Genomic DNA, 25,851 nt, shown 5'->3' with positions numbered 1-25,851 from the left:
TGATGCGACCTCAATGCAAGTCGAATGTCCGAGTCTTGTGGGAATCGCGGGTCAGCCCACCGCAGCGGCCCGGTCGAGGCCGCGCCACACCGGCAGGAGCACCATCGTCAACGTAATCAGTGCGTAGCCGGCACCTGCCGACCAGAGCGCGGCCGCCAGGCCGAAGCCGTCGACCAGCGCACCACCGACGAGCGCGCCCAGCGGAGCGCCCAGCACCTGCGCGGAGCGGTTGGCGGCGTCGAGCCCACCGGAGCCGCGCTCCACGGGCATCCCCGCCCGCTCGAACAGGTCGAGGGCCACCACCCGCCGCGCGGTCCGCCCCGGCGCCCGGCTGGCGCCGAGCAGCGCGGCGAGCACGAACAGCTGCCACATCGCCAGGCCGGAGGTGTTGTGCAGCAAGGGGATCACGCCGAGCACCGCAGCGGCGGCGAGGTCCGATCCGGTGGCGGTGCGGCGCGCGCCGAGCCGGTCCACCAGCGGGCCGCCCACCGCGGCCACCGCCACCAGCCCGGCCATCTCGACGGCGGCGACGGCTCCCACCAGCGTCGCGCTGCCGGTCAGCGCTAGCACGAACCACGGCACGGCCAGCAGCGCGATCGCCGTCGCGAATGCCGACACCCCGGTCGACAGCCACAGCAGGACGACCGCCCTCACGGCTTCGAGCGCGGAAAGGCCTGGAACTGCACGACGACCTGCTCGTCGCCGTCCTCGGCCGGACGACGGTACTCGGCGAGCAGTTCGTGCAGCCGCCGGGTCAGTTCGCCGAGCTCGTCGGAGCGGAGCGAGAGCGAGGTGTCCGACAGGGACGCCGCCCCGGTCCACTCCGCGGACCACTGATGCCGCTCGGCCAGGAACGCCGTGCTCTGCCGATAGTGCGCGCTGGCAACCTCGTACAGGTACGACGCGAGCGGCCCCTGCTCCTCCGGGCCGAAGTCTCCGAAGGAGACCACGGTGTGCTCGTGCACGGCGCGCCACCAGCGTTCGCGGCGGTTGCCGCGCTTGGCGTCCTCCTCGACGAACCCGTGCTCGGCGAGCTGCCGCAGGTGCCAGCTCGTCGTCCCGCTGCTCTCTCCCACCCGCGCGGCCAGCTGCGTCGCCGTCGCGGGCCCGTCACTGCGCAGCAGGCCCAGCAACTGCACCCGCAGCGGGTGCGCCAACCCGCGCAGGCTCTTGGCGTCCAACTCCCGGTCCAGGCGGACACAGTACGACCGCCAAGTACTCTTCGCAAAGGGTTCTAGGCGGAGCGACCTCACGGGGTCAGGTCGAAGACCTCCACCTCGACCGCGGCGTTGCCGCCGTCGGCGAACAGGTGCACCCGGTCGCTGCCCCGGTCCGGGAACACCAGGTCGGTCAGCACCGCCCGGCCGCCCGCGGCGAACACCTCCACCCCGGAACGGTCCGCGATGATGCGCAGCGGCAGGCGGTCGCCGGTGGGCGCCAGCGGCGTGGCGTGGCGGGCCGGGAACGCCGGGCTGATGAGCGCGGTGCCGGACCCGGTGCGGTCGACGAACAGCTCCTGCGCCGCGACGTCGTAGCCGATCCGGGTGCGGTGACCGCCACCAGCGAAGACGTCCACGCCGAACGACCGGGCCGCACCCGGCTGAAAGGTCGCGAGGACCTCGAGCGAGGTCCCGGAGAACTCCGGGCTCCGCCCAGTGCCGATCACCCCGCGCCAGGCACGCCGGTTCGACCGCACCGCGGCGAGTTCGTCGACCGGTTGCTGCACCAGCCGCACCCCGTCGCCGGTGTCGGTGAGGCCGAGCTGCCTCGGTGTGGTCATCGAACCCCGCCACGGATCGGTGGGGATCTCCTCCGCGTAATCCCAGTTGCTCATCCAGCCCAGCCACAGGCGGCGCCCGTCCGGGACGTCCGAGAACGACTGGGGCGCGTAGAAGTCCGCACCGCGGTCCACCCAGCGGATCTCGTCCGGCGCGCCGTCGCTGATGAAGGTGGTGCCGTCGAAGTCACCGAGGAAGTACTGCGTCGCCGAGCCCCCGGCCGGTCCGCCCGGGTTGATGCTCACGATCAACACCCACTTCGTGCGCCCGGGATCGCCGTCGACCGGGAGCTCGAAGAGGTCCGGGCACTCCCACACCCCGCCGTGCGAACCGTGCCCGGCGCCGAACTCGCTGAGCAGCTCCCAGTCGCGCAGGTTCGGCGAACCGTGGACGTGGATGCGGTCCCCAACGGCCAGCAGCAGCACCCAGCGGCCGGTCGGTGCGTGCCAGAACACCTTGGGGTCGCGGAAGTCCTGGACCCCGGGGTTCGGGATCACCGGGTTGCCCTCGTACTTGGTCCAGGTGCGCCCACGGTCGCTGCTGTGCGCGAGGCACTGCTGCTGGGTGTCTCCCGCGCTGGTGTAGATCGCCACCAATCCCGGCTGCCCACCGAAGAACCCGCTAGTGTCGTGGTGGTCCACCACCGCGCTGCCGGAGTAGATCTCGCCGAGCTCGTCGGGTTCCAGGGCCACCGGCAGCTCCTGCCAGCGCACCAGGTCGGGGCTCACCGCGTGGCCCCAGGACATGTTGCCCCACTGATCGCCATCCGGGTTGTGCTGGAAGAACAGGTGGTATTCACCCTGGAAGTGCACCAGCCCGTTGGGGTCGTTGATCCAGTTGCGGGCGGGTGCGAATCGCACCCCCGGACGCCACTGCGGCGTCTCGGCCGCCGAGGCGGCGGTACCGGTGAGGGCGTGCAGTGCGCCGAGGCCGAGCACCGCGCCGGAGGCGGCGAGGAAACGGCGGCGCGGTAACGAGTGGTGACGGTCATCTGGTGTGCTCACTGGCGCTCCTCCTGCTCCGTTGCATGGACCGTCGTGGGCAGCCGCCCCGCGGCGAGGCGGGGCGGCTGGTGGCCGTCAGGCGGGGGTCTTGTCCAGGTCCTGCTCCAGGAGGGCGGCGAGTTCGGCCAGGGCCGCCTCGTCGGGGCCGCAGAGCTCGACCTCCTCGCCGTGCTGGGCGCCCAGGGACATCAGGCCCAGGACGCTGGCCGCCTCGACCGGGGCACCGGCTTCGCCGTCCACGACCTTGGCGATGGTGACCGGGTGCTCTTGCGCGGCGGCGGCTTGGGCGAGCAGGGCGGCCGGGCGGGCGTGGAGGCCGACCGAAGCGGCGATGCGGACTCGTCGTTGCATCTCGTCGTTCCTTTCGAGCGGGGTCAGGCCGGGACGGCGGTCTTCTCGGGTGCGGTGTCGGGTTCGGGGCGGCGGCCGATCTGCTTGGCGAACAGCACCGCGATCGCGGCGACCACGACCCCGGCGGCGATCGCGCCCAGGTACGGCAGCGCGTTGCCCACCAGCGGCAGGACGAAGGCGCCGCCGTGCGGTGCGCGCAGCGTCGCGCCGAAGGTCACCGACAGCGCCCCGGTGGTGGCCGAGCCGAGCACGATGGACGGGATCACCCGCAGCGGATCGCTCGCGGCGAACGGGATCGCGCCCTCGGTGATGAACGAGGCGCCGAGCAGCCAGGCGGTGCGACCGCTGGCCCGCTCCGCCGGGGTGAACAGCTTGCCGCGCACCGCCGACGCCAGCGCAAGGGCCAGCGGCGGCACCATCCCGGCGGCCATCACCGCGGCCATGATCTCCAGCGAGGCCGTGGTGGCGATGCTCAGCCCACCGACGGCGAAGGTGTAGGCGACCTTGTTGATCGGCCCGCCCATGTCGAAGGCGATCATCGCGCCGAGCAGCCCGCCCAGCAGCGCCGCGTTGGCCCCCGACAACCCGGTCAGCCACCCGGTCAGCGCGGCCATGACCAGCGCGATCGGCTTGCCGATGACCAGGAACATCAGCACCCCGACGAGGAGCGTGCCCAGCAGCGGCAGCACCACCACCGGCATGATCCCGGCGATGCCGCGCGGCACCTCGACCTTCTTCAGCGCGAACAGCACCCCACCGGCCAGCAGACCGGCGATCAGCCCGCCGAGGAAGCCCGCGCCGACGGTCACCGCGATCGCGCCGCCGACGAAACCGGGCGCGATCGCGGGCCGGTCGGCGATGGCGAAGGCGATGAACCCGGCCAGCACCGGCACCAGGAACTCGAAGGCGGCGGAACCGACCTGGTTGCACAGCGCCGCCCAGCTGACCAGGCTCGCCGCGTTGAAGTGCTCGGTGACCGGCGGTGCCTCGGTGATCTGGTAGCCGCCGAGCGCGAAGCTCAGCGCGATCAGCAGACCGCCCGCGGCCACGAACGGGATCATGTAGCTGACCCCGGTCATCAACCACTGCCGCAGCCGGGTGCCGAACCCCGCCCCGGCCGCGACCTTGCTGCCGAGCTCCGGTTCCGCCGCAGCGGGTTCGGGCGCGGGCTGCTGCTCGGCGGCGTCGGCGGCGCGCTGCAGGAGCCCAGCGGCGTCGTTGATCGCCTGCTTGACGGAGGCCTCCACCACCGGCTTGCCCGCGAAGCGGTCCCGGTCGCGCACGCCCACGTCGGCGGCCAGGATCACCGCGTCGGCGGCCTGGATGTCCGCAGTGGACAGCGGGGTGGACCCGGCCGACCCCTGGGTCTCCACCAGCACCTCGTGCCCGGCGTCCTTGGCGGCCTGCTCCAGGGCCTCGGCCGCCATGTAGGTGTGCGCGATGCCCGTCGGGCAGGCGGTGACGGCCACGTACCTCATGGCGCGACCTCCCCGCGCACGTACTCGGCCAGCTGCGCCGGGTCGGTGGCGTCGCGGAGGTCCTGCTTGAACTCCGCGCGCACCAGGCGGCGGGCCAGCGCGGCGAGCACCTTCATGTGGTCGGAGCCGCCGCCTTCCGGGGCGGCGATCAGGAAGATGAGGTCGGCCGGGCCGTCCTCGGCACCGAAGTCGATGCCGGTCGCGCTGCGGCCGAAGGCCAGCGTCGGCGCGGTCACCGCGGTGGAGCGGCAGTGCGGGATGCCGATGCCGCCCTCCAGGCCGGTGGGCATCTGCTGCTCGCGGGCTTCGATGTCGGCCAGGAACTGCTCGACGTCGGTGACCCGCCCGGCGGCGGCCAGCCGCTCGGCCAGGCCGCGCACCACGGTCGCGCGGTCGGTGCCCGCCAAGTCCAGGTCGACGAGTTCGGGGGTGATCAGTTCGGTAGTCATGCCGCCACTCCGCTGAGGCTTGCTGAGTTGTCCACTGCGCCCACCCGCACCCGCTGCGGGTGGACCTTGTCCGGTGCGGGCATCCGGCTGCCGGCCAAGCCGACCGCCGCCCCGCCGTAGGCGACCGCGACGCGCAACGCGTCGGGGCCGCTACCGCCCGCCCGCAGGAAGCCGGCGAGCATTGCATCACCTGCGCCGACGGTGCTCAGCACCGCGGGCACCTCGCTGGTGGCGTGCCAGGTGCCGGACTCCGCGACCAGCACCGCGCCCAGCTGCCCGAGGCTGACCAGCACGGCACCGACGCCACCGGCGCGCAGCCGGTCCGCGACCTCCAGCACGTCACCGAGGTCGCGCAGCGGGGTCCCGGCCAGCTCCGCGAGTTCGGCGAGGTTCGGTTTGACCAGGTCCGGCGCTGCCGCGCAGGCCAGTTCCAGGGGTTCGCCGGAGCTGTCGACGGCCACCTTCGCCCCGGCGCGGCGGGCCGCGGTGGCGATGCGGGCGTGCAGGTCGTCCGGGCACCCGGCGGGCAGGCTGCCGCAGGTCACCAGCCACTCGGCGCGGCCAGCCAGCTCGCCGACCGCCCGCTCCAGCGCGGCGATCTCGGCGGCGGTGAGCTCCGGCCCGGGCTCGTTGAACTTGCTGGTGGTGCCGTCAGCTTCGACCACCGCGATGTTGCTGCGGGTCGGTGCCTGCACCGGCACCTCCACCACCGGCACCGCCTCCGGGGCGAGCAGCTCGGCCAGGCGCGCACCGTCGGCGCCACCGGAGGGCAGCACGGCCAGGGTCGGCACGTCCGCCGCGGCCAGCGCCCGGGCGACGTTGACGCCCTTGCCGCCGGGGTCCAGCCGGGTGCGCACGGTGCGGTGCACGGCACCCGGCTGCAGCCGCTCGACCTGCACGGTGCGGTCCAGGCTGGGGTTGGGGGTCACGGTCACGATCACGCCAGCACCACTTCCGCGTCGACCTGCTCGAGCTCGTCGAGCGCCGCCTCGTCGAGACCGTCGTCGGTGACCACCACGTCGATCTCGGCGAGCTCGGCGAACCGGCTGAACTGGTCGTCGCCGTACTTGCTGTGATCGGCCAGCAGGACGCGCTTGCGGCTGGCCGCCACCATCGCCGCCTTGACCGCCGACTCGGCCGGGTCCGGGGTGGTGCAGCCGCGCACCGCGGAGAACCCGTTGGTGCCGAAGAAACCGATGTCGACGGTGAGCCCGCGCAGCACGTCCAGCGCCCAGGATTCCACCGTCGCCAGCGTGGTGCCGCGGATCCGGCCACCGAGGATGTGCACGTTGTAGTTGTTGCGGGTGGCCAGCTGGGTGGCCACCGTCAGCGAGTTGCTCACCACGGTCAGCTCGCGGTCGGCGGGCAGCAGACCGGCCAGCCGCGAGGTGGTGGTGCCCGCGTCGAGCAGCACCGTGCCCCGGCTGGGCACCAGCTCCAGCGCGGCGCGCGCGATGCGCTCCTTCTGCGCGGCGTTGGTCTGGTCGCGCAGCGAGACGCCGGGTTCGAAGTCCAGCCGCTCGACCGGGATCGCACCGCCGTAGACGCGCCGCACCAGGCCTTGGCGTTCGAGCGCGGCCAGGTCGCGGCGGATCGTCTCGGGTGCGACCTCGAACTCGGCCGCCGCGGCGGTGACGTCGATGCGCCCGTCGCGTCGTGCCCGCTGCGCCAGCAGCTGTTGGCGCTCCGCCCCGTACATGCCCGTTGTCCTCCGGTTGCTGTTTGGTGTTGCCTGATTGTGCCCTGTGTTGCCATATTGTCAAGCCTCTGGGAACGCCGGGAGAACTTCGGCCCACGACGAGGAGCGCGCATGACCACCAGCACCTTGCCCCCGAACACGCACCACGGCGTCGGCGTCAGCCCTGGCCGGGCGGCTGGCCCGGTGGTGTGGGTTCATGACCGGTTGCCCGATCCGCTGCCCGGTCCGGCACCGACCGACCCGGCGGCCGAAGCCGCCCGCATCCGCCCCGCCGCCGAGGCCGTGTCGCAGCGCCTGCTCGCGCGCGCCGGAACCGCCGACGGCGCGGCGCGCGAGGTGCTGACGATGACCGCGACGATGGCCACCGACCCGTCACTGCTCGGCAAGGCCGAGCAAGCCGTCACCGAGCAGGGGCTGCCCGCGCCGCGTGCGGTCTTCGAAGCGGCCGGGGAGTTCGCCGAGCTGCTGGCCGCCACCGGCGGCTACCTGGCCGAGCGGGCGCGCGACGTGCTCGACGTGCGGGACCGCTTGGTCGCCGAACTGACCGCGACCGAACCACCCGGAGTCCCGGAGCTGACCGGCCCGAGCGTGCTGGTGGCCCGCGACCTGGCCCCGGCGGACACGGCGGAGCTGGACCCGCGGCTGGTGCTGGCCCTGGTGACCGAGGAGGGCGGCCCGACCAGCCACACCGCGATCTTGGCGCGCTCGCTGGGAATTCCGGCGGTGGTGGCCGCGCGCGGCGTGCTCGCGACCAACGCTGCCGGAGCGCGGGTCGACGGCGCGGCAGGAACCGTGGAACTGCTCGACCGCACCGTGGAGCCGGTGGCGGCGACCCACGACCGGGCGGAGTGGAACGGCGTCGGCACCACCGCGGACGGGCACCGGGTCAAGCTGCTGGCCAACATCGGCTCAGCCGCCGACGCCCAAGCCGGGATCGCCGCGCACGCGGAAGGATCGGGCCTGTTCCGCACGGAGTTCTGCTTCCTGGACGCGGCAGCAGAACCTGACATCGAGACCCAGCGAAACGCCTACGCGGCGGTGCTGGAACCCTTCGCCGGCAAACCGGTGGTGGTGCGCACGCTCGACGCCGGAGCGGACAAGCCGCTGCCGTTCCTGGCGATCGGCGAAGAACCGAACCCGGCGCTGGGAGTGCGCGGCCTCCGCGTGGCCTTCGACCGCCCAGACCTGCTCGACCGCCAGCTCACCGCGATCGCCGCTGCCGCAGCGCAGACCGGCGCGGAGGTCTCGGTCATGGCCCCGATGGTCGCAACCGCGCAGGAAGCAACCTGGTTCGCCGAACGAGCCCGCGCCGCAGGCCTCGAACGAGTCGGGGTGATGGTGGAAACCCCAGCAGCGGCACTGACGGCGGAAGCCCTCCTCGACGAGGTCGACTTCGTCAGCATCGGCACCAACGACCTAGCCCAGTACACCTTCGCAGCAGACCGCATGACCGGCGCCCTGGCCACCCTTAACAACCCGTGGCAACCAGCCCTCCTACGCCTGATCGCCCACCTAGCACGAGCAGGCCTGGAAAAGGCCAAACCGGTGGGAATCTGCGGAGAAGCAGCAGCAGACCCCCACCTGGCAGGAGTCCTCACAGGCCTAGGAGCCACAAGCCTCTCAATGAACCCAAAGGCACTCCCAACGGTAGGAGCAACCCTGGCCAAACACCCCCTCCAAACCTGGCAGGAAGCAGCCCAAGCAGCACTGGAAGCAAGAACCCCCACCGAAGCCCGCCAAGCAGCAGACCACCTCTAACCCCCAACGGCGGCACGTCCACGGCGACCGACCGAAGGCGGAACCCCACCGCCCCTCCCACGGCCGACACCCCGCGTCCGGCGTTTTCCCCTCCGGCGTGCCGGCGAGGCCCGGCGTTGGGTGTCGGCGGGGCGTGACAAGCTGGGGTGGTGACTGGTCCTCTGATGCTCGTCGACTCGGCTGGGTTGTGGTTCCGCTCGTTCTACGCCCTGCCTGATTCGCTGACCGCGCCGGATGGGACGCCGGTGAACTCCGTGCGGGGTTTCTGCGACATGCTCGCCAAGCTGATCACCGACCGGCGCCCGGCTCGCCTGGTTGCTTGCCTGGACAACGACTGGCGTCCGCAGTTCCGGGTCGATGCGCTGCCGTCCTACAAGGCGCACCGGGTGGCCGAGGAGGACCCGGACGCCGAGGAGGTTCCGGATGCGCTGTCCCCGCAGGTGCCGGTCATCCTCGAGGTGCTCGACGCGGCGGGGGTGGCCACGGCGGAGGCCGAGGGCTTCGAGGCCGACGACGTCATCGGTGCGCTGGCCGCGCGGGAGGACCGGGGTCCGGTGGAGGTCGTCACCGGTGACCGCGACCTGTTCCAGCTGGTGCGCGCCGAGCCCACCCCGGTTCGGGTGATCTACATCGGCGCGGGGTTGGCCAAGGCGCAGGACTTCGGTCCCACCGAGCTGGCCGAGAAGTACGCGCTCTCCCCGGACCGGGCCGGGGACGACTACGCCGACATGGCGGTGCTGCGCGGCGACCCGTCGGACGGCCTGCCGGGCGTGTCGGGCATCGGGGAGAAGACGGCCGCGAAGCTGATCACCCAGTTCGGGTCGCTGGAAGCGTTGCTGGCGGCGGCCGAGAGCGGCGCCACCGGCCTGACCCCGCGGGTGCGCGGCAAGCTAGCCGAGGCCGCGGACTACCTCGCCGCGGCACCGTCGGTGGTGCGCGTGGTGCGGGACGCGCCGGTGGTCGTCGACCGCCCGGACCCGGTGCCGAAGTCCGATGTGGACGTCGACCGGCTGCGCGAGCTGCAGCGGACCTGGGGCCTGGGCGCCAGCATCGACCGCCTCCTCACCGCGCTCGAACGCTGAGCCGCTCCACGGAGGCGAGATGGCGGAGGTCCTGCGCTCGGTGGAGCGGACGCTGGCCGTGCTGCGGGCGTTCGCCCCGGGGCAGCCGGAGTTGACGCTGACCGAGGTCGCCCAGGCCAGCGGGTTGGACCGGGCCGGGGCCCGGCGGATCCTGCTCTCCCTGGTCCACCTCGGCTACGTGTGGCAGGACGGGCGGCACTTCGCGCTGACCCCCCAGGTACTGGAGTTCGGGCACGCGTACCTGTCGAGCCGGTCGCTGCCGCAGATCGCCGAACCGCACCTGCGGCGGCTCACCCGGGAGCTACGCGAGATGACCGCGCTGGCCGTGCTGGACGGCGCCGAGATCTGCTACGTGGCGCAGGTGCCCAGCCCGAAGCTGCTGTCGGTCACGATCCCGGTCGGCACCCGGTTCCCGGCGCACGCCACCTCGATGGGCAAGGTGCTGCTGGCCGCCATGCCTCCGGAGCTGCTGGACGTACGGCTGCGGGCGATGGAGCTGAAGCCGCTCACCCCGCGCACCGCCACCACCCGCGAGGCCCTGCTCGCCGACCTCGCCGAGATCCGCCGGCAGGGCTTCGCGATCTCCGACAGCGAGCTGGAGGAAGGTTTGCGCGGTGTTGCCGCGCCGGTCCGCGACGCGGACGGCAAGGTCGCCGCCGCGGTCAACGTCTCGCTGGACGCGCACGACCCCGAGGTCAGAGCGCGGCGGGAGGTCGTCCCGCTGCTGCTGGCGACCGCGTCCCGGATCGAGGCCGACCTGCGGCTGAAACCCGGTGGCCACCAGGGCTGAACCAGCTCGGAGCAGTTCGCCCAGCGACCGCGGGTGTCGCCGAGCGAACGGGCCACGATCCACCGCAGCTCGTCGCCGCCGCCGACCGGACCCACCCGCACTACCCACGTTCCACCTCGTCAACACACATTCGTGACGCTCGCGGAACCGGCCCGCCGGGCGCTCCCGGACCACGCCGTGCCGTGCATCACACCCATTCCCGCGCGGGTGCGCACCTACGATCCCCGTCACACATGGCCCCCTGATCTGCGAGATCGAGGCGGGGCCGCGGTTCCAGCGGAAGGCGGGTGGAGATGACCGGCAGGATTCGGGATCGGCGGTTCGCGGCGAAGGTCGTCGAGGCCGCGGAAGCCGTCGAGCTGATCGAACCGGGCGCCAACATCGGCATGAGCGGGTTCACCGGCGCCGGGTACCCCAAGGAGGTGCCGGGCGCGCTGGCCAAGCGGGTCGCCGAGGCGCACGCGCGGGGCCTGCCGATGAAGTTCGGCCTGTGGACCGGCGCCTCCACCGCGCCGGAGCTGGACGGGGCGTTGTCCGACGTGGAGGGCATCGACCTGCGGCTGCCCTACCAGTCCGACCCGGTCACCCGGGAGAAGATCAACAGCGGTCTGATGGACTACACCGACATCCACCTCTCGCACGTGGCGCAGCGCGTGTGGCAGGGCGCCTTCGGCGAGCTCGACGTCGCCGTCGTGGAGGTCAGCGGCATCACCGAGGACGGCCGCCTGGTCCCGTCCTCCTCGGTGGGCAACAACAAGACCTGGCTGGAGCGGGCCGACCGGGTGATCCTCGAGGTCAACTCGTGGCAGAGCGAGCACCTGGCGGGCATGCACGACATCTACTACGGCACCGCGCTGCCACCCCGGCGCGTGCCCATCCCGATCACCGGCCCGGCCGACCGGATCGGCACGCCGTTCCTGGAATGCCCGCCGGAGAAGGTGATCGCGGTCGTGGAGACCGAATCCCCCGACCGCAACACGGTTTTCACTCCCCCGGACGGGACATCCGAACGGATCGCCGGGCACGTGCTGGACTTCCTGGCCGTCGAGGTGCGCGCCGGGCGGTTGCCGCGCGAGCTGCTGCCGCTGCAGTCCGGGGTGGGCAACGTCGCCAACGCCGTCCTGGCCGGTCTCGACGCCGGGCCGTTCGACGGGATGACCGCCTACACCGAGGTGATCCAGGACGGCATGCTGCAGCTGATCGAGTCGGGGAAGCTGCGGACGGCCTCCGCGACGGCGTTCTCGCTCAGCCCCGCCGCGGTCGACCGGTTCAACCGCGATGCCGCCGCGTACCGGGACCGGATCCTGCTGCGCCCGCAGGAGATCAGCAACCACCCCGAGGTGGTGCGGCGGCTCGGCTGCCTGGCGATGAACGGCGTCGTGGAAGCCGACATCTACGGCAACATCAACTCGACGCACCTGATGGGCAGCCGGATCCAGAACGGCATCGGCGGCTCGGGCGACTTCGCGCGCAACGCGCACGTGTCGATCTTCGTCACACCCTCGGTCGCCAAGGGCGGCGCGATCTCGGCGATCGTGCCGATGGTCTCGCACGTCGACCACACCGAGCACGACGTGGACGTCATCGCCACCGAGCAGGGCCTGGCAGACCTGCGCGGCCTGTCACCCAGGAAGCGGGCCGAGCGGATCATCGCGCACTGCGCCCACCCCGACTTCCGGCCCGCGCTGCAGGACTACTACGACCGAGCACTCCAGTCGTCGTTCGGCCTGCACACCCCGCACCTGCTGGGCGAGGCGTTGTCCTGGCACCAGCGCTACGTCGAGGAGGGCTCGATGCTGCCCGCGTAGCGGTCCAGTTCCGCCGCGTCGTGCGCGCAGAAGACCTCGATCTGGTCGCGGTGGGCGGTGAGCAGGTCGTGCAGGCGCTCCTGGGTGCGCCGCCGCAGCGCGCCGTCGACCTGCACTAGGTTCTGGAAGAAGCGCAACCCCGGTGTGCAGTGCCGGTCCGGGGCCACCTCGCCGTGGTAGAAGTACGAGTCCCTGGCGTTGAGCAGCCACTTCCCGCTGGGCTGCCGCACCGCGACCCCGGTGTGGCCGCGGGTGTGGCCGGGCAGCGGCACCAGCAGGATGTCCGGCGGCAGGCCGGGCAGGTCGCGCACCGCTTCGAAGCCGAACCACCGCTCCCCGTCGGCGCTGCCGTGCACCCTCCACTTCGGACCGTGCCGGAACTGGTGGTGCAGGTACCGGTCCTGCGCCACGTCGCGGCGCATCGCCTGGTACTCGACGTCGTGGACGTGCACCTCGGCGTGCGGGAAGTCCGGCAGCCCGCCCGCGTGGTCGAGGTCCAGGTGGGTCGGCACGATGTGCCGCACGTCCTGCGCCCGGTACCCGAGGCGCTCCACCTGGGACACCGCGGTTTCGGCGATGTCGAGCACCGGGCGCCCCAGCCGCAGCCGCCGCTTCATGAGCTCCGCGTGCGTGGTGACGTCCGGGACGCCCATGCCGGTGTCGATGAGCACCAGCCCCTGCTCGGTCTCCACGAGCAGGCAGTGGCAGACCATGCGCGCGGCGCCGAACCGGCTGCCCGCCTCGTTGATCAGCCGACTGCCGAACGGCCGCAGCGTCCCGCAGTTGAGGTGGTGGATCCGCATCAGCTCGCCTCCGTCCGCGCGGCTTCCACCAGCGCGGTCAGTTGTCCTCCGGCCGTGCGCAGCGGCGTGACGTCGTGCTGCACCTTGCACAGCAGCAGCGCGCCTTCGATGAGCGACAAGGCGACGACTGCGAGCTCATCGGCCCGGGCCGCCGGGATCCCCCAGCCCCGGAGGCCTTCGGCCAGCTGCTCCTGCCACAGCCCGTAGGCCGCTCCGCACGCGGACCGCACCTCCGGGCTCTCCGCGCTGGCCTCCAGCGCGACCGTGGCCACCGGGCAACCGCGGCGGAAGTCCGACTCGACCAGCGCCTGCTCGAAGTACCCCACGATCGCCGCGATCGCCTCGCGCGGCTCGACCCGGTCCGCCAGCAGCGCCAGCAACTCCCCCACCTGCCGCCCGGACGCGGTGACCGCCTCGGCGGCGAGCTGCTGCTTGCCGCCGGGGAAGTGGAAGTACAGCGACCCCCGCGGGGCCGAGGCCTCCGCGAGCACCTGGTTGACCCCGGTGCCGTGGTAACCCTGCTGGTTGAACAGCTCCATCGCGGTCTCCAGCACCTGCTGCCGCGTGCGCGCGCCCTTCTTCACAACGAAGAATATGACAGTCGGTCTACATATTTTCAAGGCCTGATCACCCTGCTGGGCGGGGGTCGTGAGCGCGTAACAGTGTTCGAACACTGTTATGCACTCACGACCGAGGTCAGAACCCGGTGCCGCACCAGGGGGTTTCGAGGGTGGCGAACAACCGGTCCGCCGCGGTCACCGCCGCCGGGTCGCGCACCTCGACGCGCCCCGCGGCCACCAGCGTCGACGCCAGCTGGTCGCCCAGGTACAGCGCGGCCAGCGCCGACACGTCCAAGCCCAGCTGGGGCGCGGCCGTCGAGCGCTCGACCCCGTCCGGGCCGATGCGGTAGCCGCCCGCGTTGTCCGGCAGGAACGCGTCGCGCACCTCGACCACCACCGGCTCCGCCGCGCCGTAGGTCCGTGCCCGCAGCGCCCCGAGCACGTCCACCAGCCGCACCCACAGGTCGTCCTCGACCTCGGTCACCCGGCACTGGCGGCGGTCGGTCAGCCACCACTCCAGCGGCTCGTCCAGCGGGCGCACGTGCCCCACCACGCGGTCGGCCAGGTCCACGCCGAGCAGGAACCGCCACAACTCGGCCACCGCGGTGGCGTCAGCACCCTTGAGGTCGTGGACGTCCACCGAGGTCCCGCGCTCGCCGTGCTTCGGCTCGTACACCGCGAACCCGTCGTCCACCCCGTCCTCGCCGGTGTGCACCGCGACCACGACGCCGTCGCCGAGGTACTGCCAGAACCCGGACCACCACGGCTCGTCCCGACCGATCCACCCCGCCCGGTCGACCGCGCACCGCTGGTAGATCCCCGGCAGCAGCGGCTCGGCCGCGCCCCGGTCCAGCACCCGCACCTGCCCGCCCCGCGGCGCGTCGTCGCGGAAGACCACCCGCGCGCGCTCGAGCTCGACCTTCCGGTGCCTGCTGGCCACGCCGTAGCCGAACCGCTCGTAGATCCCCGCTTCCGAGGCGTGCAGCATCGCCACCGGCTCACCGCGCTGCCGCACCTCGTCGAGCTGGGCCCGCATCAGGCCGCGCAGCACGCCGCGCCGGGTACGGTCCGCGCGAACCCCGACGCCGGTCACCGCGCCCGCCGCCACCCGGCCGCCGGGCACCGCCAGCTCGTTGGCCGTGGCGCGGGCCGTCCCGACCAGCTCACCGCCGTCGAACGCGCCCAGCACCCGCCCCGCCACGAGGCGTCCGCTGGTGCGCGCCCAGTTCTCGTCGCTCACCGGCCTGCGCAGCAGGGCCCGGAGGAACAGGTCGTGAGAGGTTCGGAGCTCGGACTCGGCGAGGGCGCGCACATCGATCACAGCGCGATTCTCCCGGTCACCCCCGCCGCGGGGCGACTGGTTTTCCTCACCGGGGGTGGCCGACCTCGTACACGCCCTTGTCGGTCTTGACCGTCACGGTCACCGACTTCGTCTCCGAACCGATCTCCACCTGGCAGTCGAACCGGTTCCCGGTCCGCACCGGCTGCCCGCCCGGACAGGACACCGACCCGACCCCGGCCAGCCCGTAGGAGCCCTTCAGCGTCTGCTCAACGCCCTTCTCGACGCTGGTGGCGTCGAACACCGACCGCACGAACCAGCCCGGCGCGACGAACCCGAGCACCAGCACCACGGCGACCACGACCACGCCGGACCCGCTGAGCACCCACGGCAGCGCGGAGCGCTTCTTGCGCGGCGGCGCACCGAAGCCACCCGGCGGCGGGAACTGCCCACCCGGCGGCTGGTACTGCTGGTACTGCCCACCGGGCTGCTGGTACTGCTGGCCGTAGCCGTACTGCTGCGGCGGTGGAGGCGGTTGCGGCGGCGGGTACCCGGGCTGCGGCGGGTAGCCCGGTCCGCCCTGCGGCATCCCGGTGTTCGGGGGCAGCTGCCCCCAGTGGGGATAGCCCCCTGGCGGCGGGCCGTAGGGGGACGACATCAGCACCTCCGGACGATCTTGCACACGGCCTTCACGGCATCGCGAGGAGATCCAACCACAACCGCCCACCCCTCCGAATCGGCCGTGCGGTCATCGCACTGCCCGAACCCGAAGCCGCACCAGACGCGACGGATGCAGCAACCCCCTCCACCAACCGAACCCCCGCACAACCGAAGCCCCGGACAACCGCAGTCCTAAGCAACCGCGCCCCAGGGCAACCGCAGTCCTGGGCAACCGTAGTCCTGGGCAACCGTAGTTTCAGGAAACCGCAGTTTCAGGCAACCGGAGTCCTAGGCAACCGCACCCCAGGGGACCGTGACGCAACCCAGCCACAAGAAACCCCGAAAACGCAAGATCACCCCCACTAGCAACCATCACTGAAAAACGCGGAGAGGCGGACCAGTCAGACCGCCCCGGCCGCGACCACGCCGCGCCGGATCGCGGTGACCGCCTTCGCCGCGGCCGCGCCCACCGGGTCGGACACCCCGACCACTTCGCGGACCTGGTCCAGCAGGTCGATGACCTGGCGGCACCACCGCACGAAGTCGCCCGCGGACAGCTCGTGCCCGCTGGTCTCCGCCGCGGTGAGCACCTTCTCCAGCGACTCGCCGCGCGCCCAGCGGAACACCGGCCAGGCGAATCCTGGGTCGGGCTCGCGGGTGCGGTCGAGCTTGTGCCGCCGCTCGTCGTCCTCCAGCTCCGCCCAGAGCCGCCAGGTTGCCTCCAGCGCGTCGCTGACCGGCCCGGACGGCACCTGCGGGGTCAGCCCCTCCCGCCGCGACTCGTAGACCAGCGAGGACACCACCGCGGCCAGCTCCGGCGCCCCGAGCCCGCGCCAGGTCCCGACCCGCAGGCACTCCGCCGCCAGCAGGTCGGACTCGCTGTAGAGCCGGGACAGCCGCCGTCCGTGCCGGGTGACCTGGCCGTCCTCCCCCGCCTCCGCGGGCAGGTAGCCGCGTTCGGTCAGCAGCGCGACGATCCGGTCGAAGGCGCGGGCCAGCGAGTGCGTGGTGGCGTTGACCTTGCGGCGCAGGTTCTCGTTCTCCCCGCGCAGCCGCTCGTGGCGCTCCGCCCAGCGCGCGTGGCTCTCCCGCTCGTCGCAGCCGTGGCACGGGTGCGCCTTCAGCGCACGGCGCAGCGTCGCCAGCTCCGCGTCGTCGGTGGCGTCCGAACGGCGCCTGCCGCGCCCGGTGGACGGCTCCAGCCCGGTGTTGCGCAGCGTCGCGGCCAGGTCGCGGCGGGACTTCGGGGACCGGGTGTCGACGTGCTTGGGCAGCTTGAGCTTGCCCAGCGGCTCCACCGGCGAGGTGAAGTCGGCCACCGACAGCCGCCCCGACCACCGGTCCTCGGTGACCACCAGCGGCCGCGGCTCGCCCATCGGCTCCAGCCCCGGGTCGATGACCACCGCCAGGCCCGACCGGCGCCCTGCGGGAACCGAGATCACGTCGCCCTTGCGCAGCTTCTCCAGCGACTTGGCCGCCTCGGCGCGCCGCGACTGCCGGTTCTGCCGGGCCAGCTGCTTCTCCCGCTCCGAGATCCGGCGGCGCAGCTGGAAGTACTCGTCGAAGTCACCGAGGTGACAGTGCATCGCCTCGGCGTAGCCGGACAGCGCCTCGGTGTTGCGCTCCACCCGCCGCGACAACCCCACCACCGACCGGTCGGCCTGGAACTGCGCGAAGGACTGCTCCAGCAGGTCCCGCGCCGCGTCCTGACCGACGCGCTGCACCAGGTTGACGGCCATGTTGTAGCCGGGCCGGAACGACGAGCGCAGCGGGTAGGTGCGGGTGGAGGCCAGCCCGGCGACCTGCTTGGGGTCCACGCCTGGCTGCCAGAGGACCACCGCGTGCCCCTCGACGTCGATGCCGCGCCGCCCCGCCCGGCCGGTGAGCTGCGTGTACTCGCCGGGGCTGAGGTCCACGTGCGACTCGCCGTTGAACTTCACCAGCCGCTCCAGCACCACCGTGCGCGCGGGCATGTTGATGCCCAGCGCCAGCGTCTCGGTGGCGAACACGGCCTTGACCAGGCCGCGCACGAACAGCTCCTCGACAGTCTCCTTGAACGCCGGGAGCAGCCCGGCGTGGTGCGCGGCCAGCCCGCGCTCCAGCGCCTCCCGCCACTCCCAGAAGCCCAGGACCGACAGGTCGCTCTCCGGCAGGTTCGCGGTGTGCTCGTCGATCACCTCGCGGATCTCGGCGACCTCGTCCTCGCTGGTCAGCCGCAGCCCGGCGCGCACGCACTGGGAGACGGCCTGGTCGCAGCCGTTGCGGCTGAAGATGAACACGATCGCCGGCAGCAGCCCGGCGGCGTCCAGCCCGGCCAGCACCTCCAGCCGCGACGGCGGGGCGAACCGGGGCGGGCGCGGGCCCTTGCGCTTGCCGTTGCCCGGCCCGCCGCGGCGGCCGCCGTAGGGCAGGTGCACCCGGGCCAGCTGCTGGGTGTGCCGCAGCAGGTTCGGGTTGATCTTCAGCTCGCGGTCGGCGGTCTCCCCGCCGAACAGGTCGAACATCCGCGGCCCGACCAGCATGTGCTGCCACAGCGGCACCGGCCGGTGCTCGTCGACCACCACGGTGGTGTCGCCGCGCACCTCCTGCAGCCACTCGCCGAACTCCTCGGCGTTGCTCACCGTCGCGGACAGGCTGGCGACCTGCACGTGGTCCGGCAGGTGCAGGATCACCTCCTCCCACACCGCGCCCCGGAACCGGTCGGCGAGATAGTGCACCTCGTCCATCACCACGTAGCCGAGCTTGTCCAGGCTGCTGGACCCGGCGTAGAGCATGTTGCGCAGCACCTCGGTGGTCATCACCACCACCTGGGCCTCGCCGTTGATCGAGGTGTCGCCGGTGAGCAACCCGACCGCGTCGCTACCGTGCCGCTCGCACAGGTCGGCGTACTTCTGGTTCGACAGCGCCTTGATCGGCGTGGTGTAGAAGCACTTGCGGCCCTCCTGCAGCGCCAGGTGCACGGCGAACTCGCCGACCACGGTCTTGCCCGCGCCGGTTGGCGCGCACACCAGCACGCCGCGCCCGGCGTCCAGCGCCTGGCAGGCCGTGCGCTGGAAGGGGTCGAGCTCGAAGGACAGCTGCCCGGCGAAGTCGGTCAACTTCGGGTGCGCACCGCGGCGGGAGTGCTTGGCGAAGGCCTCGGCCGGGGACAGCTCGGTGGGGTTGGAACGGCTAACAGCCACCTCCCAAGGTTTTCACATCCCACCGACGACCGTCGCGACCGAGCCCGCACAAGCCGTGCGCAGCTCGTCACAGTCCGCCCGTTCCCGCAGGTGGGAGGGGTCATACCAGGACGCGCAGCGCGTCCGGGACGCAGCGGACGGTCAGCGGCAGCCGGGCCTGCGGTTCGCCGTCGGCGAAGGCCAGCCAGCCGTTGTCCCCGCCCAACCGGATCCGCCGGGCCCGCAGCGTGCGCACCGCCGGGTGCTCCACATGCCGACCCGAGCGCAGCGTCGGCAGGATCTGGACGAAGTCGCGCCGGGACACCTCGCCGACCACCGTCACGTCGAGCAGCCCGTCCGCCGGGTCGGCGGCCGGGCAGACCGGGATGCCTCCGCCGTAGCAGGCCGAGTTGCCCACCGCCACGAGCGTCGCGTTCCGCTCTAATACCCCGGACTCGGTCTCCACCCGCAGCGGCATCGCGTGCAGCCCCAGCAGCTCCCGGACCACCGCCACGTCGTAGCGGCGCTGCCCGCGCGGCCAGCGCATCCGGTTCGCCCGCGCGTTGACCCGCGAGTCGAACCCCGCGCACAGCACGGTCGCGAACCAGCCCGCCCCGGCCACCTTGCCGAGGTCGATGCGCCGCTGCGCGCCCGCCTTGACCGCCCGGGTGATGGCCCGCGTCGCGGCGGCGGCGTCGAGCGGCACCCCGAGGCCGCGTGCCAGGTCGTTGCCGGTACCGGCCGGGATCAGCGCGAGCGCGGTGCCGGACTCGGCGCACGCCTGCACCGCGAGGTGCGCGATGCCGTCACCGCCGACCACGGCGAGCACGTCGGCACCGTCGGAGACCGCGCGCTTGGCGGCGTCGGCGGCGGCACCGGCATCGGTGGCGATCACCGTCCGGACGTCGCACACGGCGCGGAGGCGCCGGCCGATCTCACCGACCACCTTCGCCGAGAGCCGACCACCAGCCGCGGGGTTGATCAACAGGACGCAACGCACGAGGCAAGATCCTGTCCCACGCGGGGCCGCCTTGGCTAGTGCCCGCGCACCCGGCCTCAGGTGACGTCGTCGTGGTTCTGCGTGGGCACCTGCGAGGGCCGCGCGTCGATGTCGGAACCCCGGAAGTCGATCTCGGAGGCCTCGTCCAACCCGACCGCGTCGAGCCCCTGAGCCGCGAGCTTCTTGGCCTTGCGCTTGTCGTTGGCCCGGCAGATCGCCATCGCGACGGTGAACAGCACGCACAACGCCGCGGCCAGCGCGAGCATCGAGAACGGGTCCTGCCCCGGGGTGGCGATCGCGGCGAACACGAACAGCGCGAACACGATGCCCCGCCACCAGCTCTTGAGCTTGGCGTAGCTGACGATGCCGGCGAAGTTGAGCATCACCAGGATCAGCGGCAGCTCGAAGCTGACGCCGAAGATCACCAGCAGGAGCAGCATGAAGCTGATGTACTTGCCACCGGTCAGCGCGGTGAAGAACGCGTCCCCGCCGAACCCGGCCATGAACTCCAGCGCCACCGGCAGGATGAAGTACGCCAGCACCGCGCCGGTGAGGAACAGCACGGTCGCGCAGACCACGAACAGCTGCGCGAACTTGCGCTCCTTGGCGTAGAGCCCGGGCGTGATGAAGGCCCACAGCTGGTACAGCCACACCGGGCTGAACAGCACCGCCCCGACCGCGACGCCGACCTTCAGGGTCAGCATGAAGATCTCGAACGGCTCGGTCTGCAGCAGCTGGCAGTGCCCGTTCGGCGACAGCCGCTGGGTCTCCGGCAGCTCGCAGTACGGCCCGAGCAGGAAGTCGCTGAGCGTGGGCAACCCGAAGGCCGAGTGGGAGAACCACCAGATGCCGAAGATCGCGCCCACGACCACGGCCGCCAAGGCCACGCCCAACCGGTACCGCAGCTCGTAGAGGTGGTCGACGAGCGTCATGGTGCCGTCCGGGTTGTGCCTGCGGCCCCACCGGCGGCGGTCCTTGCGGAACGGGTTCAGGCGACGCAGTGGAGTGCCCACCGTGTTGTCCCGTCCTCAGTCAGTTCTTGGAGTCGTTGCGCTGCTTCTCGTCGGCCGGCGACGGCGACGTGACCGGTGGGGTGCTGGTGTCACCGGCGGTCAGCTCCGGCTTCGCCTTGTCCTCCTCGGCCTTCTTGGCGGCTTCCTCGTCGGCCTTCATGCCGCGGGCCTCAGCCTTGAACACGCGCGCGGACTGGCCGAGCGAGCGGGCCATCTGCGGGAGCTTGGTGGCGCCGAAGAGCAGCACCAGAACCAAGACGATGAGGATCAGCTCCCAGCCACCTGGCAAACCCATCCGAACACAACCTTTCGTGATGTCCCTGCTGGGCGTCATCGTACGCGCGGCAGGGCGGGACAAATAGGGCCGATGCGCGTCACCTGCGGCGGCGTTCGGCGAACGCCACCTTCAGCCCGGCGACGCGCGCCTTCACCAGGCCACTGCGATCCGCGAGGTCGTGGGCGACCTGCCGCTGCACGGCCTTGAACCGGCCGACCTCCCGGAGCACCCGGACCAGCAGCAGCACGAGCAGGACCAGACCTGCTCCCAGCAGCACAAGACTCCACACGTACGGCACCCGGTCACCGTAGCGGTCTCAGGTGGACGGCAGGTGACGTGCCCGCGTCAACGCATCTTGCGCGCGTTGACGCACGTCACAGGCCAGGTCGTCGGGGCTGAGCACCCGGACCTGCCCGCCCAGCCCGAGCAGCAGCCGGCTCATCCAGCTCCGGTCGGCGTAGCGCATCCGCACCCGGACGCGCCCCTGCGGCAGCTCGACGACCTCGTCCACCTGGTAGTACTCGACCACCCAGCGCGCGTCGGGTTCCAGCTCCAGCTCCGCCACCGCCTGGTCGGGTGCGGGCCGGAACAGCCCCTCGGAGACGTCGGTGGGCTCGGCCTCCGAGGGCGGCTGCGCGGCTTCCGCCAGCACCTCGACCTCGTCGATCCGGTCCAGCCGAAACATTCGCACGCCCTGCGCGCTGCGGCACCAGGCCTCCAGGTAGCTGCGCCCGTCGATGAGCAGCAGCCGCATCGGGTCCACGGTCCGCTCGCTGATCTCGTCGCGGGAGGGCGTGTAGTAGCGGATGCGCAGCGCCCGCCGCCGCGTCGTGGCCTCCTGCACGGCCGCGCGCACGCCCGGCTGCACCGCGCCCTCGCGACCCTCCAACCCGACGACCACCCCGGCCGGGCGGGCCTGACCCACCGCGTTCTCCACCTTCGCCAGGGTCCGCTGGACCGCGTCGGCATCGGTGATGCCCGGCGTCTCGGCCAGCGCCCGCAGGGCCACCAGCAGCGCGGTCGCCTCGGATGCCGTCAGCCGCAGCGGCCGCCGCATGCCCGCGTCGTAGGTGACGGTGATGGTGTCGTACTCGAAGGACAGGTCGATCAGGTCACCGGGGCCGTACCCCGGCAACCCGCACATCCACAGCAGTTCGAGGTCCTTGCGCAGCTGCTGCTCGGTGACGCCGAAGTCGGCCGCGGCGTCCTCGACGGGGATGCCCGGTCGGCTCAGCAGGTACGGCACCAGCGCCAGCAGGCGCGGCAGCCGCTCGGTCGCACTCGTCACCGCAGCCTCCCACCGGTCCGCGCGCCGCTCACGACGCCGCTCCCGGTTGCTTGCCCTGGTCCACCACGTCGAGGTGGATCTCGTGGATCGTCTTGCGCAGCGTGTCGGGTTCCAGCACCACCACGTCGGCCCCGTACCCGGCCAGCCAGCCAGCGGCGGTCTCCGGGTAGCGCAGGTCGAGCTCGACGACGTCGCCCCAGTCGCCGCCGAGCTCCATCCGGTCGACCACCTTCGCCTGGCGCCGCGCGCCCTGCGCGCGCCCGTCCGCGACCCACACGCGGGCGAGCGTGCGGGGCGGCGCTTCGCGCGCCGCGCCAGCGACGAAGCTCAGCAGGTCGATGTCCGGCGGGCGCTGGACCTGCCCGGCCCGCCCGACCGCCTTGACCTCCCCCTGGATCCGGGACAGCCGGAAGCAGCGCGGCGCCTGCCGGTCGCGGTCGTGCCCGACGACGTACCAGCGGCCGCGCCAGGACACCACGCCCCACGGCTCGACGGTCCGTCGGTGCGCGTCCGGGCTGCTCGGGCGCCGGTAGTCGAACTCCACCACCCGGCCGCTCTGCACCGCCGCCAGCAGCGGCGCGAACGCGGGTTCGGTGGTGCGCACCTTGGGCTCGACCGCCGACGACGCGTGCTCGTCGACGTCCACCCCGGCCGCGCGCAGCTTCAGCAGCGCGCCGCGGGCCGCCGCGGTGAGCTCCGGGGCGTCCCACAGCCGCACCGCCAGCGCCACCGCGGCCGCCTCGTCCGGTTCCAGGTCGATGTCGCCGAGCTCGTAGTCGCGGCGCGCGATGCGGTAGCCGTCGGTGGCGTCGAAGGCGGAGTTGCGCCCGGTCTCCAGCGGGATGCCGAGGTCGCGCAGCTCCGCCTTGTCCCGTTCGAAGGTTCGGAAGAAGGCCTCGTCGGTGGGCGCGCCGGCATAGCCCGGCACGATCGCCCGGATCCGATCCGCGGTGAGGTACTGGCGGGTCGACAGCAGACACAGCACCAGGTTCACCAAGCGTTCAGCACGCACAGTGGCCACCGGAGAACTCTAGCCCGCCAGGATTCGATCATGTGTTTGGGTCGGGGCGCGTTGCGCCCAGTGGGGCGCATGTGGCAGATGGGGCATTGATTTCGGTCGGCACTGAAGCCACGGTGAACGTGAAAATACTTCGCAACACAGCGTGATCACCGGCTTGTCCTGATCAACGCCCTTACCCTGGGACCATGTCCGATCGCGTCCTGATGATCACCGGTGCCTCCCGCGGCATCGGCGCCGCGACCGCGCGCGCCGCAGCAGCAGCCGGTTTCCGCCTGGTCCTGACCGCCCGCTCCGCCGAAGCCCTGTCCGCGCTGGTCGACGAGCTCGGCCCAGGGACCGCCCTCGCCCTGCCCTGCGACGTCACCGACCACACGAGCCTCACCGCCGCCGTCCAGCGCGCGGAGGAGCACTTCGGCCGCCTCGACGCGGTGTTCGCCAACGCGGGCATGAGCGTGCAGACCTCGTTCCTGGGCAACGGCGGCGCCGACCCCGAGCAGTGGCGCGAGATGGTCCTGACCAACGTCTACGGCGCCGCGATCACCGCCCGCGCGGCGCTGCCCGCGCTCACCCGCACCGAGGGCCACCTGCTGCTGACCGGCTCCAACGCGGGCCGCAACGTCCGCCCCGGCAACCTCTACTCGGCGACGAAGTGGGCGGTCACCGGCATGGCCCAGAACATCCGCGCGGAGTGCGTCGGCACCGGCGTCCGAGTCACCCTAATCCAACCGGGCATGGTCGAGACCGAGATGACCGCCGACACCCAGGGCGTGCCCAAGCTGCGCGCCGAGGACATCGCCAACGCCGCCCTCTACGCCCTCCAACAGCCCCCGACGGTCGACGTCAACGAACTCATCATCCGCCCCACCGGCCAGGAACGCTGAGAAGACCGGCGAGGCGGTCCACATCCTCGGAGCATGCTGACCCTGCCGCTGCGGGGGCAGGCCTGGTCAGGAGTTGGCCGGGCAGCACTCGCGCAGCGGTGCGAACACCTCGTCATCCACGGCGTCCGCCAAGCTCAACGCGATGCGCACGTCGCCCTTCGGCAGGCTCGGCGGACCAGGTCGGGGCATCCCACAACTTCACCCGTTCGAGTGAACTAGAGGGAGCTGATGAGCCGCTCCACGCGGTCGTCCACGGCACGGAACGGGTCCTTGCACAGGACGGTGCGCTGGGCCTGGTCGTTGAGCTTCAGGTGCACCCAGTCGACCGTGAAGTCCCGGCCCGCCGCCTGCGCGGCGGCGATGAAGTCGCCCCGCAGCTTGGCCCGGGTGCTCTGCGGCGGGGTGTCCTTGGCCGCCTCGATCTCGCCGTCCTCGGTGGCCCGGTCCACCAGGTCCTTGCGCTGCAGCATGTCGAACAGCCCGCGACCGCGGCGGATGTCGTGGTAGGCCAGGTCCAGCTGGGCGATCCGCGGGCTGGACAGCTCGAGGCCGTGCTTGCCGCGGTAGCGCTCCAGCAGCCGGTGCTTGATCGCCCAGTCGACCTCCCGGTCGATCAGCGAGAAGTCCTGCTGCTCGATCGCCTCCAGCGCCCGGCCCCACAGCTCCAGGATCCGGTCGGTCATCGGGTCCGAACCGCGCCGCGCCACGTGGTCCACCGCCCGGCCGTAGTACTCCCGCTGGATGTCCAGCGCGGAGGCCTCCCGGCCCCCGGCCAGCCGCACGGTGCGCCGCCCGGTCAGGTCGTGGCTGATCTCGCGGATCGCCCGGATCGGGTTGTCCAGGCTGAAGTCCCGGAACTGCACGCCCTGCTCGACCATTTCCAGCACCAGGTTCGCCGAGCCGACCTTGAGCAGCGTGGTCACCTCGGACATGTTGGAGTCGCCGACGATGACGTGCAGCCGGCGGTAGCGCTCGGCGTCGGCGTGCGGCTCGTCGCGGGTGTTGATGATCGGCCGCGAGCGGGTCGTCGCGCTGGACACGCCCTCCCAGATGTGCTCGGCGCGCTGCGACAGGCAGTACACCGCGCCGCGCGGGGTCTGCAGCACCTTCCCCGCGCCGCAGATGAGCTGGCGGGTCACCAGGAACGGCAGCAGCACGTCGGCGATCCGGGAGAACTCCCCGGACCGGCCGACCAGGTAGTTCTCGTGGCAGCCGTAGGAGTTGCCCGCCGAGTCGGTGTTGTTCTTGAACAGGAAGATGTCGCCGCCGATGCCCTCGTCGGCCAGCCGCCGCTCGGCGTCGATGAGCAGGTCCTCGAGGATCCGCTCACCCGCCTTGTCGTGCGTGACGAGCTGGACGAGGTCATCGCACTCGGCCGTGGCGTACTCCGGGTGGGAGCCCACGTCCAGGTAGAGCCTGGCCCCGTTGCGGAGGAAGACGTTGGACGACCGCCCCCACGACACGACCCGTCGGAACAGGTATCTGGCCACCTCGTCCGGGGACAGTCGCCGCTGCCCGTGGAAGGTGCAGGTGACCCCGAACTCGGTTTCGATGCCGAAGATCCGCCGCTGCATGTCTCCACACTAGGCGCAAACCCCGCTCCGCGGCGGTCCGCCGTTCGGGCACCGGTGCCACCTTCTTCCCGCGAAATCGGTTGCACCGCGTCATCGTCCGCGCCGGGCAGGCCGCTGACCAGCGCGCACGGCACCCG

Annotated in this window: 26 protein-coding genes; 5 read left to right on the top strand and 21 right to left on the bottom strand. The window is 72.2% G+C overall.

Translation table 11 applies throughout. The annotated features are described in order from the left end of the window. Positions 1-51 precede the first annotated feature (51 nt). From ABT324_RS08160 to ABT324_RS08125, 8 genes are all read right to left on the bottom strand, one after another. Positions 52-654: an MFS transporter gene (locus tag ABT324_RS08160; RefSeq protein WP_351173600.1), complete on the bottom strand. Its 603-nt coding sequence runs from the start codon at positions 652-654 to the stop codon at positions 52-54. Beyond that, positions 651-1,181 carry an ArsR/SmtB family transcription factor gene (locus ABT324_RS08155; RefSeq protein ID WP_351173597.1) on the bottom strand — a complete coding sequence of 177 codons (531 nt, stop codon included), beginning with the start codon at positions 1,179-1,181 and terminating at the stop codon, positions 651-653. Before ABT324_RS08155 ends, ABT324_RS08160 begins: the two co-directional genes overlap by 4 nt. A gap of 68 nt (positions 1,182-1,249) precedes the next feature. Continuing rightward, positions 1,250-2,782 (bottom strand): glycoside hydrolase family 32 protein, encoded by a 1,533-nt coding sequence (locus ABT324_RS08150; protein ID WP_351173594.1) that lies wholly within the window; start codon positions 2,780-2,782, stop codon positions 1,250-1,252. 75 nt (positions 2,783-2,857) lie between these two features. Continuing rightward, entirely contained in the window at positions 2,858-3,133 is a 276-nt protein-coding gene (locus ABT324_RS08145) for an HPr family phosphocarrier protein (RefSeq protein WP_351173591.1), read from the bottom strand. Positions 3,134-3,156: 23 nt separating this feature from the next. Beyond that, positions 3,157-4,611: a PTS fructose transporter subunit IIC gene (locus tag ABT324_RS08140; protein ID WP_351173589.1), complete on the bottom strand. Its 1,455-nt coding sequence runs from the start codon at positions 4,609-4,611 to the stop codon at positions 3,157-3,159. Then, positions 4,608-5,060, bottom strand: coding sequence for a PTS sugar transporter subunit IIA (locus ABT324_RS08135; RefSeq protein WP_351173586.1), 453 nt, complete (start codon positions 5,058-5,060; stop codon positions 4,608-4,610). Before ABT324_RS08135 ends, ABT324_RS08140 begins: the two co-directional genes overlap by 4 nt. Then, positions 5,057-6,001 (bottom strand): 1-phosphofructokinase, encoded by a 945-nt coding sequence (pfkB, locus tag ABT324_RS08130; RefSeq protein ID WP_351173583.1) that lies wholly within the window; start codon positions 5,999-6,001, stop codon positions 5,057-5,059. Before pfkB ends, ABT324_RS08135 begins: the two co-directional genes overlap by 4 nt. After that, on the bottom strand, positions 5,998-6,759 hold the full coding sequence (locus tag ABT324_RS08125) for a DeoR/GlpR family DNA-binding transcription regulator (RefSeq protein ID WP_351173581.1): 762 nt from the start codon (positions 6,757-6,759) through the stop codon (positions 5,998-6,000). The genes pfkB and ABT324_RS08125 overlap by 4 nt, the downstream gene beginning before the upstream one ends. 111 nt (positions 6,760-6,870) lie before the next feature. Between ABT324_RS08125 and ABT324_RS08120 the strand changes: the two genes are divergently transcribed. From ABT324_RS08120 to scpC, 4 genes are all read left to right on the top strand, one after another. Further along, complete coding sequence (locus tag ABT324_RS08120) at positions 6,871-8,517, top strand: phosphoenolpyruvate--protein phosphotransferase (RefSeq protein WP_351173578.1); 1,647 nt, start codon at positions 6,871-6,873, stop codon at positions 8,515-8,517. Between the two features lie 164 nt (positions 8,518-8,681). Beyond that, entirely contained in the window at positions 8,682-9,599 is a 918-nt protein-coding gene (locus ABT324_RS08115) for a 5'-3' exonuclease (protein WP_351173703.1), read from the top strand. 19 nt (positions 9,600-9,618) lie between these two features. After that, a complete protein-coding gene (locus ABT324_RS08110) occupies positions 9,619-10,389 on the top strand; it encodes an IclR family transcriptional regulator domain-containing protein (RefSeq protein ID WP_351173575.1) in 771 nt (256 codons plus the stop codon). A gap of 293 nt (positions 10,390-10,682) precedes the next feature. After that, positions 10,683-12,197 carry a succinyl-CoA:acetate CoA-transferase ScpC gene (scpC, locus tag ABT324_RS08105; protein WP_351173572.1) on the top strand — a complete coding sequence of 505 codons (1,515 nt, stop codon included), beginning with the start codon at positions 10,683-10,685 and terminating at the stop codon, positions 12,195-12,197. Here the strand turns inward: scpC and ABT324_RS08100 are convergent. From ABT324_RS08100 to ABT324_RS08050, 11 genes are all read right to left on the bottom strand, one after another. After that, a complete protein-coding gene (locus ABT324_RS08100) occupies positions 12,164-13,000 on the bottom strand; it encodes an MBL fold metallo-hydrolase (RefSeq protein WP_351173568.1) in 837 nt (278 codons plus the stop codon). The two genes, scpC and ABT324_RS08100, sit on opposite strands and share 34 nt — an antisense overlap. After that, positions 13,000-13,584, bottom strand: a complete 585-nt coding sequence (locus ABT324_RS08095) for a TetR/AcrR family transcriptional regulator (protein WP_351173565.1) — start codon at positions 13,582-13,584, stop codon at positions 13,000-13,002. Before ABT324_RS08095 ends, ABT324_RS08100 begins: the two co-directional genes overlap by 1 nt. 112 nt (positions 13,585-13,696) lie before the next feature. Beyond that, positions 13,697-14,881 (bottom strand): GNAT family N-acetyltransferase, encoded by a 1,185-nt coding sequence (locus ABT324_RS08090; RefSeq protein ID WP_351173562.1) that lies wholly within the window; start codon positions 14,879-14,881, stop codon positions 13,697-13,699. A gap of 46 nt (positions 14,882-14,927) precedes the next feature. Continuing rightward, positions 14,928-15,497 carry a DUF4333 domain-containing protein gene (locus tag ABT324_RS08085; RefSeq protein WP_351173559.1) on the bottom strand — a complete coding sequence of 190 codons (570 nt, stop codon included), beginning with the start codon at positions 15,495-15,497 and terminating at the stop codon, positions 14,928-14,930. A gap of 403 nt (positions 15,498-15,900) precedes the next feature. Next, positions 15,901-18,681 (bottom strand): DEAD/DEAH box helicase, encoded by a 2,781-nt coding sequence (locus tag ABT324_RS08080; protein WP_351173556.1) that lies wholly within the window; start codon positions 18,679-18,681, stop codon positions 15,901-15,903. Positions 18,682-18,781: 100 nt separating this feature from the next. Beyond that, positions 18,782-19,660, bottom strand: coding sequence for a diacylglycerol/lipid kinase family protein (locus ABT324_RS08075; protein WP_351173553.1), 879 nt, complete (start codon positions 19,658-19,660; stop codon positions 18,782-18,784). Between the two features lie 56 nt (positions 19,661-19,716). Then, entirely contained in the window at positions 19,717-20,673 is a 957-nt protein-coding gene (gene tatC / locus ABT324_RS08070) for a twin-arginine translocase subunit TatC (protein WP_351173550.1), read from the bottom strand. A gap of 19 nt (positions 20,674-20,692) precedes the next feature. Next, positions 20,693-20,968, bottom strand: coding sequence for a Sec-independent protein translocase subunit TatA (gene tatA, locus ABT324_RS08065; RefSeq protein ID WP_351173548.1), 276 nt, complete (start codon positions 20,966-20,968; stop codon positions 20,693-20,695). A 79-nt stretch (positions 20,969-21,047) separates the two neighbouring features. Next, positions 21,048-21,248 (bottom strand): bacteriophage holin, encoded by a 201-nt coding sequence (locus tag ABT324_RS08060; RefSeq protein ID WP_351173545.1) that lies wholly within the window; start codon positions 21,246-21,248, stop codon positions 21,048-21,050. 18 nt (positions 21,249-21,266) lie between these two features. Beyond that, complete coding sequence (locus ABT324_RS08055; RefSeq protein WP_351173542.1) at positions 21,267-22,238, bottom strand: helix-turn-helix transcriptional regulator; 972 nt, start codon at positions 22,236-22,238, stop codon at positions 21,267-21,269. 28 nt (positions 22,239-22,266) lie between these two features. Beyond that, entirely contained in the window at positions 22,267-23,259 is a 993-nt protein-coding gene (locus tag ABT324_RS08050; protein ID WP_351173539.1) for a helix-turn-helix transcriptional regulator, read from the bottom strand. A 185-nt stretch (positions 23,260-23,444) separates the two neighbouring features. On the opposite strand from ABT324_RS08050, the gene ABT324_RS08045 reads away from it, so the two are divergent. After that, complete coding sequence (locus ABT324_RS08045; protein ID WP_351173536.1) at positions 23,445-24,140, top strand: SDR family oxidoreductase; 696 nt, start codon at positions 23,445-23,447, stop codon at positions 24,138-24,140. Positions 24,141-24,206: 66 nt separating this feature from the next. On the opposite strand, the gene ABT324_RS08040 is transcribed toward ABT324_RS08045, so the two are convergent. Together ABT324_RS08040 and pafA are read right to left on the bottom strand one after the other, a co-directional pair. Then, positions 24,207-24,329 (bottom strand): hypothetical protein, encoded by a 123-nt coding sequence (locus ABT324_RS08040; RefSeq protein ID WP_351173533.1) that lies wholly within the window; start codon positions 24,327-24,329, stop codon positions 24,207-24,209. A 26-nt stretch (positions 24,330-24,355) separates the two neighbouring features. Then, positions 24,356-25,714: a Pup--protein ligase gene (pafA, locus tag ABT324_RS08035; RefSeq protein WP_351173530.1), complete on the bottom strand. Its 1,359-nt coding sequence runs from the start codon at positions 25,712-25,714 to the stop codon at positions 24,356-24,358. Positions 25,715-25,851: the final 137 nt, after the last annotated feature.

Source organism: Saccharopolyspora sp. NPDC000359 (assembly GCF_040300525.1).
GTDB lineage: Bacteria > Actinomycetota > Actinomycetes > Mycobacteriales > Pseudonocardiaceae > Saccharopolyspora.
Note: the sequence above shows the minus strand (reverse complement) of the source record. Positions and strands in the feature narration are given on the sequence as shown.